The organism is Paenibacillus sp. MAHUQ-45, assembly GCF_058133325.1.
Genome location: NZ_JBYUPV010000004.1, coordinates 104053 through 119520, shown reverse-complemented (window position 1 = coordinate 119520; position 15468 = coordinate 104053). Strand labels below are relative to the sequence as shown.

Annotated in this window: 15 protein-coding genes; 8 read left to right on the top strand and 7 right to left on the bottom strand. The window is 43.0% G+C overall.

The features are described 5' to 3' along the window. Nucleotides 1-48 precede the first annotated feature (48 nt). Nucleotides 49-1545 carry a malate dehydrogenase (quinone) gene (mqo, locus tag AC3Y23_RS11360; protein WP_379198803.1) on the bottom strand — a complete coding sequence of 499 codons (1497 nt, stop codon included), beginning with the start codon at nucleotides 1543-1545 and terminating at the stop codon, nucleotides 49-51. A gap of 131 nt (nucleotides 1546-1676) precedes the next feature. Continuing rightward, nucleotides 1677-2324, bottom strand: a complete 648-nt coding sequence (locus tag AC3Y23_RS11355) for an MBL fold metallo-hydrolase (RefSeq protein ID WP_379198801.1) — start codon at nucleotides 2322-2324, stop codon at nucleotides 1677-1679. Nucleotides 2325-2433: 109 nt separating this feature from the next. On the opposite strand from AC3Y23_RS11355, the gene AC3Y23_RS11350 reads away from it, so the two are divergent. The 4 genes from AC3Y23_RS11350 (at nucleotide 2434) to AC3Y23_RS11335 (ending at nucleotide 5677) form a co-directional block, all read left to right on the top strand. Beyond that, nucleotides 2434-2862 carry an NUDIX hydrolase gene (locus AC3Y23_RS11350; protein ID WP_379198799.1) on the top strand — a complete coding sequence of 143 codons (429 nt, stop codon included), beginning with the start codon at nucleotides 2434-2436 and terminating at the stop codon, nucleotides 2860-2862. A 159-nt stretch (nucleotides 2863-3021) separates the two neighbouring features. Then, nucleotides 3022-3564, top strand: coding sequence for a sigma-70 family RNA polymerase sigma factor (locus tag AC3Y23_RS11345; protein WP_379198797.1), 543 nt, complete (start codon nucleotides 3022-3024; stop codon nucleotides 3562-3564). Then, entirely contained in the window at nucleotides 3557-4747 is a 1191-nt protein-coding gene (locus tag AC3Y23_RS11340; protein WP_379198795.1) for a DUF5643 domain-containing protein, read from the top strand. The genes AC3Y23_RS11345 and AC3Y23_RS11340 overlap by 8 nt, the downstream gene beginning before the upstream one ends. 12 nt (nucleotides 4748-4759) lie before the next feature. Continuing rightward, a complete protein-coding gene (locus AC3Y23_RS11335) occupies nucleotides 4760-5677 on the top strand; it encodes a DUF5643 domain-containing protein (RefSeq protein ID WP_379198793.1) in 918 nt (305 codons plus the stop codon). A gap of 106 nt (nucleotides 5678-5783) precedes the next feature. Here AC3Y23_RS11335 and AC3Y23_RS11330 read toward each other — a convergent pair whose 3' ends face one another. Both AC3Y23_RS11330 and AC3Y23_RS11325 read right to left on the bottom strand, forming a co-directional pair. Beyond that, entirely contained in the window at nucleotides 5784-7007 is a 1224-nt protein-coding gene (locus tag AC3Y23_RS11330; RefSeq protein ID WP_379198791.1) for an ATP-binding protein, read from the bottom strand. 146 nt (nucleotides 7008-7153) lie between these two features. Further along, the gene (locus AC3Y23_RS11325; RefSeq protein ID WP_379198789.1) at nucleotides 7154-7780 is read right to left on the bottom strand and encodes a type 1 glutamine amidotransferase family protein; all 627 of its coding nucleotides are present in this window, start codon (nucleotides 7778-7780) and stop codon (nucleotides 7154-7156) included. 186 nt (nucleotides 7781-7966) lie between these two features. Between AC3Y23_RS11325 and AC3Y23_RS11320 the strand changes: the two genes are divergently transcribed. After that, nucleotides 7967-9406: a serine hydrolase domain-containing protein gene (locus tag AC3Y23_RS11320; protein WP_379198787.1), complete on the top strand. Its 1440-nt coding sequence runs from the start codon at nucleotides 7967-7969 to the stop codon at nucleotides 9404-9406. A gap of 14 nt (nucleotides 9407-9420) precedes the next feature. On the opposite strand, the gene AC3Y23_RS11315 is transcribed toward AC3Y23_RS11320, so the two are convergent. Next, entirely contained in the window at nucleotides 9421-10407 is a 987-nt protein-coding gene (locus tag AC3Y23_RS11315) for a zinc-binding dehydrogenase (RefSeq protein WP_379198785.1), read from the bottom strand. A 337-nt stretch (nucleotides 10408-10744) separates the two neighbouring features. Here AC3Y23_RS11315 and AC3Y23_RS11310 point away from each other — a divergent pair, with 337 nt between their 5' ends. Then, nucleotides 10745-11599, top strand: coding sequence for a LysR family transcriptional regulator (locus tag AC3Y23_RS11310; RefSeq protein ID WP_379198783.1), 855 nt, complete (start codon nucleotides 10745-10747; stop codon nucleotides 11597-11599). Between the two features lie 44 nt (nucleotides 11600-11643). On the opposite strand, the gene AC3Y23_RS11305 is transcribed toward AC3Y23_RS11310, so the two are convergent. Further along, nucleotides 11644-12507 (bottom strand): phosphotransferase enzyme family protein, encoded by an 864-nt coding sequence (locus AC3Y23_RS11305; protein WP_379198781.1) that lies wholly within the window; start codon nucleotides 12505-12507, stop codon nucleotides 11644-11646. Between the two features lie 210 nt (nucleotides 12508-12717). Continuing rightward, a complete protein-coding gene (locus AC3Y23_RS11300) occupies nucleotides 12718-13461 on the bottom strand; it encodes a glycoside hydrolase family 16 protein (protein WP_379198779.1) in 744 nt (247 codons plus the stop codon). Between the two features lie 147 nt (nucleotides 13462-13608). Here AC3Y23_RS11300 and AC3Y23_RS11295 point away from each other — a divergent pair, with 147 nt between their 5' ends. Next, entirely contained in the window at nucleotides 13609-14529 is a 921-nt protein-coding gene (locus AC3Y23_RS11295) for an ABC transporter permease (protein ID WP_379198777.1), read from the top strand. 19 nt (nucleotides 14530-14548) lie between these two features. Continuing rightward, a complete protein-coding gene (locus AC3Y23_RS11290) occupies nucleotides 14549-15433 on the top strand; it encodes a carbohydrate ABC transporter permease (protein WP_379198775.1) in 885 nt (294 codons plus the stop codon). Nucleotides 15434-15468: the final 35 nt, after the last annotated feature.

The window sequence follows — 15468 nt, the reverse complement described above, 5'->3', positions numbered from 1 at the left end:
TCCATGGAATTCAGGAACGAGGGCTGTCTCAATTATTTTTCATATCGCCTACCTCGCGGTCTGCTGTTCACTACTTAAACCCAGTGTCTGCGCTGTAGAAGTATGAATTTTCTGAATAAGATCTGGGTTTTCCACTAGTGACACTCCGTAGGAAGGAATCATTTCTTTTATTTTCGGTTCCCAATCTTGTAGATGTTGCGGGAAGCATTTCTCGATCACCTCAAGCATGACGGAAACAGCGGTAGAAGCACCTGGAGAAGCGCCGAGCAATGCGGCAATCGATCCATCAGCGGCACAAACCACTTCTGTACCAAATTGCAGCGTTCCTTTGCCCGCAGCCGTATCCTTGATGACCTGCACACGCTGACCGGACACCAATAGATCCCAGTCCTCACTTTTAGCATTTGGGATGAACTCCCGCAGCTCTTCCATACGCTGTTCCTTCGAAAGCATCACTTGCTGGATCAGGTATTTGGTCAGAGACAGATTTTTGGCCCCTGCCGCCAGCATTGTTAGCACGTTATTAGGTTTCACAGAACCTAACAAGTCAAACATCGAACCGGTCTTCAAGAACTTGGGCGAGAACCCGGCAAACGGTCCAAAGAGTAGCGATTTTTTATTATCGATAAATCTGGTGTCTAGATGCGGAACAGACATTGGCGGGGCGCCGACCTTAGCTTTGCCGTATACTTTGGCATGATGCTGGGCTACAACTTCCGGTTTATTACACACCATGAACAGACCGCTGATCGGGAATCCACCAATATGCTTGCTCTCAGGGATACCAGACTTTTGCAGCAAAGGAAGGCTTCCTCCCCCACCGCCGATAAAGACAAACTTCGCCGTACGGCGTTCAACTTGACCACGATCATTCCGTACCTTCAGTTCCCATAAGCCATCGCTGGTCCGTTTAATATCTTCAACACCATGCTTGTAATGAATATCGACATTCTTAGTCTTTAAATGGTTGAACAGCATGCGCGTTAAAGCGCCAAAGTTAACATCCGTGCCAGATTCGATTTTAGTTGCTGCGATCGGCTCATCCAATGGCCGGTCCTTCATAATCAGCGGTATCCATTGCTGCAATTGCTCGGGATCATCGGAGAATTCCATACCTTGAAACAACGGATGATTTGAGAGCGCTTTAAAACGTTCCTTCAAGAACGCTACATTCTTTTCCCCGAGTACCATACTCATATGTGGCAATGGCATGATAAAGTCTTGCGGATTACGAATCAGATCACTGCTCACAAGATAAGACCAAAACTGCATGGAATCTTGAAAATGCTCATTCACAATGACAGCTTTGCTGATATCTATGGTTCCGTCCGGTTTTTCGGTAGTGTAGTTAAGCTCGCATAGTGCAGCATGCCCCGTTCCCGCATTATTCCATTCGTTGGAGCTTTCCTCTCCTGCGCTAGCTAGCTTCTCAAACACTGTGATTTTCCAATCGGGTACTAATTCTTTCAACAATGTCCCCAACGTCGCACTCATGATTCCGGCACCAATTAAAATAACGTCTGTTTCGGTTTGTCTGCTGCTCATGTATACCGCCCTTACACGTTAGTATTTGAAGAAAAGATGCAGTGCGATCTGAGCTTACATCTTCTCAATTATAACCTGAACCTAGTATATCACTTTTAATTTTATAGATTAAGTTTTTTACAGCTTTCTTCTCAAGAAATGATGCTCAGTATTTTATCAATAACCTGCTTGTCTAAAACAATGTTATGACCAGATATACAAGTATCAAAATCCATCTCTCGATACTTCAAGAGTGTGCGGATATAATCTTCCTTTTCCCCATAAAGACTAGGAATAATCTCATCCATGGAGTCGCCGATATTATCGCCTACATTGATCACTTTATCTACTTCATCAAGTACACTTATAGAATCCACGGTATGGCCAGGGGTATAGATAAGCCTTATTTTATCTTCAGGAAAATACAGTTCTTGTTCAAACGTCAGATTGGGCAGATGCATTTCTGCTTCACCCTCAAGATACATTTTAAACTTCTCGAACGTGTTCTCCCAATTCTGCTCTATCATCTCTCCACATAGCCTATGAGATATGATCATACAATCTTGAACTGAGCTATTACCCCAAATATGATCCCAGTGATGATGTGTATTTATCACAATGATTGGTTTGTTGTTATGCCCTATGTATTCTTTGATCGCTGCAATGGTTAGAGAGCCAAGCCCTGTATCAATAAGATAATTGTATTTATCCCCCAGAATAAGTTGAACATTTAAATCCCATCCTGAAGCCGTTCGGGTAGTAAACAACACACTTCTATTCTTAATTTTTTCTATTTGCATAATTACATTCTCTCCTCATGTTTTTAAAGAAAATAATATACATAACAACTTGATAATTATAACATTAAATCAAATAAATAGTGTTCAATATCCTAAGGGGGGGAATATCTTGCCTAAGCGAATTGGAGCAGCAGCAGTTATCTTGGATTCCGCAGGAAGAGTATTATTGGTAAAACACAGTTATGGAAAAAACAATTGGGACTTGCCAGGCGGAAAAGCTGAGGATAACGAGTCTGCGGAGGAAACAGCAAAAAGAGAAATATATGAAGAAGTAGGGTTAAAAGTGGACGTGCGTCAATTAACAGGTATTTATTACGATCCCGACTATGACATGCATCATTTTGTATTCATTGCAGTGAATGAGAGTGATCAAGCACCTCAACCAAGTTCGCCCGAAATTTTAGAATGCAGATTCTGCTCAAGAGATGATCTCCCAAGACCGATAAGTGACTTCACCTGTAAACGTATAGAAGACGCAATAAATGATGATCGACAACAGCTATTCCATAGTATTGGGCCAAGAAAATGGATTGAATAATTGTGGTTGTGAAGCTCATTATCTATTAAGCCAAATGGTGAGGCACCTGATGGGGTGCCTTTCGTTATGTCTGCGTTTCAAATTTTTTTCCATGAAAATAACTTTTTGTATGACTTCTCCATCTAATCATATAGAGGGCCCTCAAGGAGGAACAATGAATTGCTGGAAAACGAAATGGATATCAAAAAGGCGCAGAGAGGCGACCATGAGGCGTTTATCCGTCTTTTCAGGCAACTGGAATCACAGTTGTACAGATTAGCTAAGACCATTTTGATGAAAGATGAAGATTGTGCGGATGCTCTTCAGGAAACGACACTCAAGGTATACAAAGGGTTGGCCAACCTTAAAGAGCCCAAGTTTTTCAAAACCTGGGTCATACGCATCCTGATTAATGAATGCAATCAGTTGCTCCGCATTCGAGAACGAACGGTGGTTGTGGCGGAAGTTCCCGAAGAAACGGACGTTTCTTACGCTTATTTTGAAAATTCAGGGACTGTGGACCTGCAAAGCTTCATTAACGAGCTGGACGAATCCCTGCGGCTTGCTATCGTGCTTTTCTACTATGAGGATTTATCCATTAAGCAGATTGCGGATGTGCTTAATATCTCTGAAGGAGCGGTCAAGGCACGACTTCACCGCGCACGGCGATTGTTATCCAAACAGATACATCCTGTGCGGGAGGAGGGGCTTGCAAATGAATAATAATAATTTGGAAAAGCAGCTTAGGGAGCTAGGGAGAACTAGTACACCGGAACTTCCTCCTTTATTACGATCACGGCAGGATTCCATTTATGAATCTCTGGCCACCATTGTCCAAGATCCTCCGGAGAAGAAGAAGAAAAGAAAGATATATCCCAAGATCGCAGCTGTGGCTGCGGCATTATTGCTCAGTGTTATGCTAACGGCAATCTATCCGCCAGCATTGGCCAATGCGCTGAAGCAGCTTCCATGGGTAGGCGGCATTTTTGAACGGGCAGATGATCTGGGGCTACAGGCCGCCCAGCGTTTGGGTCTGATCTCCCGCCCGAACAGCAGTGATACGCATGATGGAATCACCTTGTCTGCCGAAGAGGCAGTATTTGACGGTAACCGTTTAGCATTTGCCGTGAAGGGTGAGGGAGAAGCAGCGGGCGTTAAGCTAACGCCTTTGGCGGTAGGGCCTGATGGAAAGATAACTAGAATGGAGATTGGGCCTGATGGAAAGCTTGTTCTAAACAAAGGCACAATAATCTCTGGAGAAGTATTGATCAACGGAGCTCCCTTGGAGGATTACTCAGATGGTCGTTTACAATCTATGCCGGTCCTAACCTGGCAGGCAGGCAAGGAGGAGAATACCGCTATTTTCCGACTGGTGGATTCTTCGAATCTGGGTCTCTCCGCCAAACCGTTCCCGGATCAATTCGTACTGACCGTAACGATTGGCTTACAAGACATTGATGAACCGTATATTCTTCAAATCCCTGCACGGAAGGTCACAACGAATACGATTTCCACACCTGATATAAGCGCACACGCAGAAGGATGGACTATGCTGCTGCAAAAGCTGGAATACAGTCCATTAACAACTCGTCTATCGCTCATGTTTGAACCAGGGCCAGATGGAGATCCATCCGCTCTGGACGGAGTATCCTTTGAAGTAAAGGATGATCAGGGAGAGGTGCTGAATTTTATATCACAAAAAAACCTCCCGTCTACCAATGGATCATTTCATGTGGATTTGCTGACTGAGCCGTTCGACAAGCATCCTAATAGACTCACCATCCGTGCCTATCTTAATGAGTTCGAAGACCCGAAAAGTAAGACTGGAGCATTCAAAATAGACAGTTCCGGCAACATAGTTAAGCATTACATTGATGGTCTTAAGATAAGCGTGCTAGTCCAATAATAAACTTAGGAGATGGATATCATGAGAACAAAAACAATGAAATTGTCTGCACTTCTATTTGCTGCTGCTGTAGGTCTTGGCGGGCTGGGAATACCGGCCACAACCCATGCAGCCGCTGTTCAACCAGCCGCTAACACGTTGCTAAATACAGCGAAAGCCTCCGATTCACACGATAAGGTTACTTTAACAGGCGTTGCACAGTTTGACGGTAATTATATTAAGATCAATCTGAGCCGTGAGACGTCTTCATATCCAGGAAATTTTGCAGCACTAAACTATGATGATGAAGGTAAGCCTTATCTGTCAGATGGATCACTCATTAGAGTAGACGCAGCAATATCAAACCCAGAAGGGATTCAGTTTAAGTCACCACGCTGGATCAGTGGCGGTGATGCCAACAAGGCGGTCATTGTTTTGCAAACAGGATGGTTAGATGAGAAACAAAGGGCCAGCCTGGCCTCCTCTGAATTGAGTGTTGATTTGAAGCTACAAGGAATCCAAGATCCGTATACACTGAAGTTTTCATTCAAGAAAGGCGGATTGGTGCGTAACATTACAGCATCTGCTGCAAAGTCAGATAAGCAATTTAAAATCCAGGCCAACCGAGTTGCTGTGGGAGAAGCTTCTGTACGCATTGGATTAACGGTTACAGGAGTACCGGAGCAAGCGCACGCTATAGGATATGACGCTTACGATGATCTGGGGAATAAAGTAGAATTCATTGCCCGGGAATCTACTAAAACCTCCAAGGATACTACTACTGAAGATTTGTTGCTCCAGAAGATCCGCCCGGACGCACAATATCTGACCCTCAGACCTTATGAAGCAGTGTTCGAAAAAGGCAACTCCGGGGCATATAAATTGGATGCCAAAGGGGATGTAGTTAAAAACTACAATAAGCAACTGGAAATCAAAATTCCTTTGAAATAGTCATTGTCGCAAGCCAATAGATTCATACTTATCTGAAAAAAGGGGATTACCGATCGGGCCGCACAGCCTGAGGTAATCCCCTTTTCCATTGTGAGAAAGTCTACTATTACTGATCATTCTTAGCTGAAAAGCGAATATTAACGGTTGTCCCATGACCTTCAGAGCTTTCATAATGAATCTCTCCATCATATTTTGCTACGATATTAAAACAGATCATTAACCCTAACCCTGTTCCATTACTTTTCACTGAATAGAAAGGAGTGCCTAGCAGCTTAACCTCAGCTTCTGACATTCCGCTGCCTTCATCGATGATTTTTATCTCAACAAAATTATTGTTTCTCTTTGCGATAATAAATACGGATTTACCAACATCCGAAGCTTCTAAAGCATTTTTTATTAAATTAATGAGCAGCTGCTTAAACTCAATTTTATTGATGGAAATAATGCAGTCTTCCTCTACATTTATATGGATTTGATTATCAGATAGCATTGCATACGAATTGAGCAGCCCTGAAACCCTCTGTAGAACTTCATTCACATCGACTTTCTCTGTTGTCTGGTCTCCATTCGGTTTGGAAAGTGTGAGGAATTGCGAGATAATTTGTTCCACTGTGTTCAATTCATCTATCATTAATTTGAACTTGTTTTTGATAGGATCACTAAATGAAGCATCTTCTTTGTAAAACTGCAAAAAACCTCTAACCACTGTTACCGGGTTTCTAATTTCATGTGCCACAGCTGCTGTTAAATGTGCGACCATCTTTAACCGCTCAGATTGCTGTAATTGTTCATAATAAACTTGCTGACTTCTCATTCTTCTAAAAGAGAGATAAAAAATAAGAAATAATAAGGCTTGAATAGCTATTATATTTATAAGATTACCTATACTATCTTGATGTAAATATGCATATAAATTACCTCTATTCATATCAATCAAGAAGATATAACTAAAAGTAAGAGCTATCAATATCCCATTTACAATAAAAGAAAAATAAAACAGCTTTAAATCATAAAATAGAATAGAAAGAGCAGGTATGAGGCAAATAAAAATATAGGTGGTCCAAGTCTGAGGATATAAAAAGAAAAGAAGATAGAAGTAAGCAAATGCTAATAGAATAATGATCTTTCTGAGAAAATGAGTTTCATGCTTAGGATAGATCAACAAAGAAGCAGATATAAAAATCACACACAAAACGTGCAAAATGTATCCAAAAGTAATCCCCTCGAGCTCTGTTGTAGAAAGTATTAATCCAGCAACCATAAGTACGATGATCATTACCATTACTATATAATATGTTCTTCGATTCACCGCACTATCCAATTCTTTCATGAATTCACCACATTCAAATTAATTTTACCGTTTTCAATATGCAACCTCTCAAGAGGCGAAATATAAGGGCACCCATCTGGATGCCCTTTTCTGCATATAGTTGCAATTAATTATATCAGCGAGTATCTAAAAATGGTAACATACTTTTACTGAATTGAATTCATCAACTCAAAGAAATATTTGGATTCATGAGTCTTATGAAGACTATACCAGGCATTTAATGTTTTTGAAGAAAACACCCCCAGAGCTTTCATTACATGTACAGAAAACTCCAACGGAGCCGTTCCAGATGCAGTGATCAGATTTCCATCCGTTACAGCAGATTCCATTTGGTAATTCTCTTCGCCCATGTAGGTGGGGCAGATCATTTTAAGGAATTCCAGATCATTACTTGTATGCCTACGTGAATTTAGTAGTCCTGCTTGGGCAAGGCCAAATGTGGCACCACAAATCCCCGCAACTAATACCCCTTCCTGCAAACACCTCTCAGCGACTTTTAAAATGGGCTCGTGAATGGCTTCTGTCCATGTATCTCCACCGGGCAAAATCAAGGCATCTGTGCTTTCAATGTTACACTCATCCAGCTTGATGTCAGGTAGTATTTTCAATCCGCCCATTGTTGTTACTGGCGTCTTTTCAATGCCCACGGTAACTATTTTTGATGGGGCTACTTCCTTTTTATAATATCTTCCCGAATTCAGTTCAGCAGTTAAATAACCGATCTCCCAGTCTGCCATTGTGTCGAATACATAGAGGTATACGGTATGATTCATTCTCAAGCTCTCCTTATTTTACAATTCAACCAGTGATCTCAACCATCGGTCGGTGATCAATGTTTATCATCATTATAAAAAAGCATCACTGACATCTGCTGTCAGTGATGCTTTTTATTATATAATTGGATTAATATGGATTGATCTATCAAGAACATATAGCAACTTAACTTGAGGAGGAACGATATGGTACAAACCACCGTTAAGAATCTTCCAGAAGATCACGATTTATCTTCAAAAGACTTATTAGCGTTTTTCAAGAAAGTGCAAGAGTCGAACTTAGATATAAATAGTTTTATTTTAATGCAAGATGGGCAAGCTATTTCTCAATTTTATCGGGAGCCTTATCGAAAGGATACACCACAATTATTATTTTCCCTTAGTAAAAGCTTTACATCTATTGCGGTAGGAATAGCTTGGGATGAAGGATATTTCGACCTACACGATAAGGTGATCTCGTTCTTCTCAGACAAATTGCCTGATTATATATCGCCTAATTTGTCACAGATGACCATACATCATCTCTTATCAATGACTGCTGGTCATCAAAATAATATTTATGGCGACGTGGTAAAGCATACTGACTGGATATCATCATTCCTATCTCAAGAGGTACATCATGTGCCAGGAAGTTATTATCGATATAGTACGCACTCTACTTACATGCTCTCTGCTATTGTTGAAAGAGTAACCGGTCAGAATTTAGTCGATTTCTTGATGCCACGATTATTCGAACCTTTAGAGATTCCCAGACCATCGTGGGAGACTTGTCCAATGGGAATTACAGCTGGGGGAATGGGGTTAAGCATTTCCACCGAAGGAATTGCCCGATTTGGTCAAATGCTTTTAGAGAAAGGTATATTCAAGGGTAGAAGAATTGTATCGGAGAAATACATTAACCTTGCTACCTCAAAACATGCGGATACGATGCGCGACGAGAGCAGAATTGATTTTTCAAAAGGATACGGTTATCAATTATTTCTATGTCGTAATGATTGTTTCATGGGTAATGGTGGATACGGACAACTTTGTTTTGTAGCCCCTAAGGAGAGGATTGTTATCGCAGCAACCTCCTGCCTACCCAGTATGAAGCATCTGCAATCGCTCCTGGACTTAGTGTATGAATACATCCTTGGGCAATTCAATCATGGGACTCCTTCGGAATTAGAAGACGCAGTTGCATTACAAGAATACCTTTCTAACGTTGCCTATCCCTTCCCACCATCTAAGGATTTAATAAACAACGAATTCATTTTCAAGGATGCCCGATATACTATTCACGACAATTCTCAGTGCATAGAGGAAGTCCGTTTCTCTTTCCAAAACAATCAATTAGAGTTTCAAATGATTTATGACAGCAAGGTAAATAAGAGATATTGGTTTGAGTTTGACACTCTTGTTCATGCACGAGACTTATTCACGAAAGACTTGGCCCTTCATGATCAAGAAGTTGTTACTCATGCATATTGGTCTAGTGAAAATACCTTGGTGCTCACTTTGTTTTACATTGAAACGCCTTATGTGATCACATACAATATTTCCACTAGAAATAAAACCATTGAACTCCAATGTTCCAACAATGCATCTCTTGATAGTGAGGCGTACACCATAACTGGGGTATTATGAAAATGAACCGATACTTAAACGCTTATTCCAATATTACCGAATTGCTCTCCCTGCTGCATTCTGTGAAATGCCTCGGCAGTATCTTGTAAAGGATATACTCGATCAATGATAGGACGAAGACCGTGGCGTTCCATAAATTGCAGCATATCAGCAAACTCTTCGCTGCTTCCCATAGAAGTGCCGATGATACTAATTTGCGGGAAAAATATGGACCGAACGGGGATCTCTATTCGATCTCCCGAGCTTGCACCAAACGTGACAATACGGCCATTGGGTCTAATAATGTCAAAGTAATGCGGGAACGTCGCAGGCCCGATGCTGTCGAGGATGAGATCCACGCTGTTCCCATTCATACATTCCTTCCAATCACCGTTACTGTCGAATGCATAGTTAGCACCATATGTGAGGGCAGCTTGTCTTTTCGCCTCACTACGTGATGTGACACTGACACGTGCATCTGCTGCTAACGCCATCATCATGGCATAAGTCGCAACACCACCGCCGATGCCAGGAATAAGGACGTGCTCCCCTTGCTGCAAGCGACCTTTCGTGAACAGAGCACGATAGGCGGTCAAGGCAGACAGGGGCAGCACACCCGCTTCTTCCCAAGACAGGTACGCTGGTTTACTGATGGCATTTTGTGCAGGGATGATAATAGACTCGGCGAATGTACCTTCTGAAGGACCGCCCACAATGGCTGGAATGTGTGGAACATTGTCGACAGATTCCCATCCGAGACATGGGTTAATGATGACAGCAGCCCCCACTGTATGGTGGGATACACCTTCACCTACTGCTTCAATCCTGCCCGCGCCATCAGAGCCAATAATTAGAGGGACATCTTGTTCTGTCCGGCCTGCCATAATGAACAAGTCCCTATGGTTCAGTCCTGCAGCCTTTATCCTTACCTTCACTTCGCCAGCACCCGGCTGTCTATCTGTAATATCCCTATATTTCAAGCCCTTCAGGCCACTTTGCCCAGCATGTACAATGGCTTTCATTTTGATTACTCCTTTAATCGTTGTTAATGAATATATATAAGATGAACAAAAGAGATTAACAGAAAGGGAGGAGGAATGGAGTGGAATGATTGGAACTGTAGGAGCGCAGCGTTCGCCTTTGTCTCCTGATTTCAACCGCTAGAAGCGGTTCAATCGAAGAAATCTGGAGACAACAGCGACCGGAAGTCCAAACATTCACCGTAGTGACGACCGAGCTTTACGTTCGGATCTTAAATTCATCGTATATATTGAATTGTACATAGAGGATATAATCCAGTAAAATGATCAAAAATGAAGGCGACTATCAAAAAGAATCATACCAGGCAGGTGGATGGAAATGGAAAGTGGGGATTTGAGAATATTTCAAGCCGTTGCACGCGAGGGCACTATAACCAAGGCTGCACAAGCTCTGAACTATGTCCAGTCCAATGTGACGAGCCGGGTCCAGCAGCTTGAAGCTGAGCTGAAGCTCCCTCTTTTTCGTCGATCTAATCGGGGGATGACACTAACGGCGGCAGGTAAGAACCTGCTAGAATATACGGATAAAATACTGACGCTGATGGACGAGGCTGTGAAATCTACACAATACTCGGAACACCCTGCGGGCCTTCTCCGTGTAGGTTCTGTCGAAACGACAGCGGTTATTCACCTCACCCCTCTTCTGACCAAATATCACTTACGATACCCCGATGTCAATCTATCCCTCGTAACTGGCGAAACGCATGGTCTCTTACAAAAGGTGCTTGATTACGAACTAGATGGAGCCTTTGTGTATGGACCCATAGATCAGCCTGATATAGATCATATCGCGGCTTTCGACGAGGAGTTGGTGCTAATCTCACAACCGGGTAATAACGACATGCACCAATTACTTACGAAGCCGATGTTGTTCTTTGACGTTGGATGTACACACCGGGCAAAAGCTGAACGCTTCCTAAACGAAAGCGGGATAAGTGCTTATCAGATTATGGAGTTTGGGACGTTAGAAGTGATTCTAAGTGGGGTAGCCGCTGGACTCGGCGTATCTTTGCTACCACAATCGTCGATTACCAAAGCGGAAGAGGCTGGAGCCATCGCTTCCCACCGTTTGCCTGAAGGGTATCGTAATTTGCAGGTATGGTTCGTGTATCGCCGGAATTCGGTTTTCTCCAGTGCATTGTCAAGCTTACTCCAAATGATTGAGCAGGCTTAGACGCAAGTATTAGCTCCATTAAGCATCTTCTGATCTGGTTCCCTTTAACGAAGTTCAAAGTTTATTGGAAGTCGTTTCTCCAAAAAACATTGCAGTTCTTTGCTCTTTTCCTCTCCATTCGGAAATGAAACGATCCTGTTTAGCAGCAGCCACCTTAAGGCAGCGATGCTTTCAAATACATTTAGTTCAATATCTTCAAAGGGTTGCTGAGATAAATAGGCTGACTTGAACCAGTTGTATTCATTCTCACCTAAAGATATTAACAGCAGAACAGCGGACCACGCTACATCGTAACGGATATCTCCCACTTGAACATTAGTCCAATCGATTATTGTGATCTCATGATCTTTAAGAAGAATATTCCCTAAGTTAAAATCACCATGAATTAGCCTGCGTTCTCGATCTGGATAGGTTCCTTTCAAACTTTCCAGTATAATCATAATATCTTGATGCTGTTCAATATCGGGAAAATACTGATTTATAATTATATCAATAATTTCACCCCCGGTATCACTATCCAATCCAAGATGATGGGTTGGGGTATGGTGAATCTGATATAGAACCCTTGCAAATTGTTCGATTTGGCGCTTTGATGGTTTATCGACTGGATATCCTGAAAAATCAGTGGCTAGAACTTCTGTCCCCGTATCTGTTTTTCCCCAACCAACAGGCGTTGGGACAGGTAATCCTGCAATTTGCGCATTAAATAAGAACTTATATTGTTGATGTGCTTGTGAATTAAAAAGTTGTTTCCATACCTTTAACACATACTTAGGTTCATCCTTCTTCTGCAATAACAATATATCGGCTTCAAATCCAGTTGTTATTTCACGGAAAGTAATATCCATTCCTTGATTTAGCCACTCAGCGAAAGATGGTTCTTGTTCACTCCATTGAACATTGATCACAATGAATCCCCCGATCTCTAATTCCTTTTTAACTAATGCAAAAGGTTGCTCAGCCGTAGCTTAATTGTAAATATTAGGTGGTCATTCTTTCAAGATAAAATCGAGAGGATAATCGCTACCGCTCACTGTATCAACATTATGCAAAAATAGGGCATCCCCAACACGGGTATGCCCTTGCCTTTTCAATCTGACCAATCATCATGGTCTAGCTTATTGGTACAGCCAAATCCCCGAAACCGTCATAACCGCCGGCAGCGCAGATTCATCCACGGCTACATTGTCATACCAGCCACCCACCGCAAGGTTAAGTAGCAGATAAAAAGGCTCGTCAAAAGGCGTTACACCTGGCTCCAGACGATGCTCGGCATAGCAATGCCCGTCTACCAGCCAACGTATTCCCTCTGCATCCCATTCCAGCGCATAATCACGGAATTCGTTTATCGTTCCGTCTTCTAATTGGTAGGAGAACTCCTCAATGACTTTATGTTCCCAGTCCTTTCCGTAGTGCAACGTGCCAAAGATTTGCTGGGGCAAGCGGCCCTTGGCTTCCAGAATATCAATCTCGCCAGAAGCAGGCCAAGGCCCATAAGTCTGGTGCTGTGGAAGCAGCCAGATAGCAGGCCATAACCCTTGCCCTACAGGCAGCTTTGCACGTACAACTAGCTTCCCGTAGCAAAAGGAAAAGTGATCCTTGGTGTCCAAACGGGCCGAGGTATATGCAAAATGACGGCCCTCCGATTCTATATTTTCACTGCGCGCGCATAAATTCAGACCAAATTCATCGAAAAATAGATTGCTGGAATGATCACTATAAAACTGCTGCTCGTTGTTGCCCCAGCCTGGGGCTATAGGATTACCATGGTCATCAAGTAAGTCATTCCCAAGGCGAATATTCCACTCTTTCAAATCAGCATTTTGCTTTAAGAAATTCTGTTCCCATACAAGCTTGTGCATCCTTTACACACTCCCCTCATTTAATCACAGCATACTTAAATTTTGCGCCTGGTCAAACAAATCTAAAATAATGGGATAGGGTCCATAATCATGGGCTTTTTTTCCTATGCGCATTTTCATACGATGAAATAGAAAGGGGGACGGAACATGTTCCAATACAGAACGGGACAAATGAAAGCGCTTCTTAAGCAGTGGCAATTGCAAAGCATGGTCATTCCAGGCATCATCTGGATGTTTATCTTTTGTTATATCCCCATGTTTTGGCTCATTATTGCATTTATGGACTACAGTATCGCCAAGCCCTTACTTGATTCACCATTTGTCGGGCTGAAGCACTTTCAGGATTTTTTGTCGGATGAGCGGTTTTGGCGTTCGATCCGCAATACCCTGGGGATGAGCAGCATCAAGCTAATTTTGGGCTTTCCCATTCCGATCTTGTTTGCCTTGCTCCTCAATGAAATACGGAGTCTTCGATTTAAGCGTACGGTACAAACCATTTCGTACCTTCCGCACTTTATCGCCTGGACGATTTTTGGCGGGATTGCACTTAACTGGCTGGGCGAGGGCGGTGTGATCAATCAGCTGATGATGGGGCTCGGACTCCAGGAACGCGAAATCCTGTTTAACAGCGAACCTAAATACTTTTGGTGGATTACCTTTTTCACCGATACGCTGAAAGAAACCGGCTGGAGCGCCATTATCTACATAGCAGCAATATCTGGTATTGATCCGGGGCTATACGAGGCGGCCGAGCTGGATGGCGCAAATCGGTGGCAGCGGATGTGGCATATCACTATTCAGAGCATACGCCCCACCATCGCTATTCTGTTCATCCTCGCTGTCAGCGGGATCCTCGGCAGTAACTTTGAGCAGATCTTTATGTTGAAGAACAACATGAACATGAGAATGGCGGAAAGCCTGGACTTGTACATCTACAACATGGGGTTGGTATCCGGGCGTCATTCCTTCTCAACAGCCGTCCTGTTCGCCCGCTCTATTGTGGCGCTTGGTTTGTTATTTTTGGCTAATTCCACAGCCAAGAAACTAACTGGCGATAGCATTTTTTAAAAGGAGGGAGGAGAGAAGTATGGAAAGACGCAGAAGATTTCGACAGATTGGAGTGTTTGAGGTCTGTAACACCCTGCTAATGCTGGCGGTTTGCTTTTTAACACTGTACCCGATGTGGTTTGTGTTCGTGAACTCGCTTAATGCGCCGCAGCAAGCATCGCTGGGTACCGTCAACTGGTTTCCCAAAGAATTCTCGCTAGCCAGCTATAGTGTTGTATTCAACGATAAAACGATGATGAACGGCTTTTACATCACTACTCTGCGTACGGTGGTCGGGACAGCGACGCATGTGTTGTTTACCGCCATTATCGCTTACGGAATGAGCAAGTCCAATCTGATCGGTCGCAAGGTGTATATGAAAATCGCCTTGATTACGATGCTATTCTCAGGGGGGCTGATCCCCTCGTTTATCCTGATGACGAAGCTTGGCCTATACGATAATTTCTGGGTATTCATCATTCCTTCCATGTACACTTTCTTTAATATGGTCATATTCATGAGTTTCTTCCGCACCATTCCCGACAGCCTGGAGGAATCTGCGAAGGTAGACGGTGCATCCGACTATGGCGTCCTATTCAGAATCGTATTGCCTAACAGCATGGCTGTTATTGCGACCATATCGCTTTTTTCAGCCGTCTATCATTGGAACGATTATTATCAGGGGGTCATTTACATCCGCTCCCAGAACCTACTGCCGCTGCAGACTATGTTGTACAAAATTATTGCAGAGAACTCCATGTCGTTCATGCAGCAGCAAGCGATGGCGCAATTCGGCGCACGGCTGCCCGGCAACTCTATCAAATTTGCATCCATGATGGTGGCCACACTGCCTATTCTGGTAGTTTATCCTTTCATTCAGCGCTATCTCGTCAAAGGCGTGATGATTGGAGCCATTAAAGGGTAGGTGTATGCGTCGATATATATTGAACTTAAGATGTT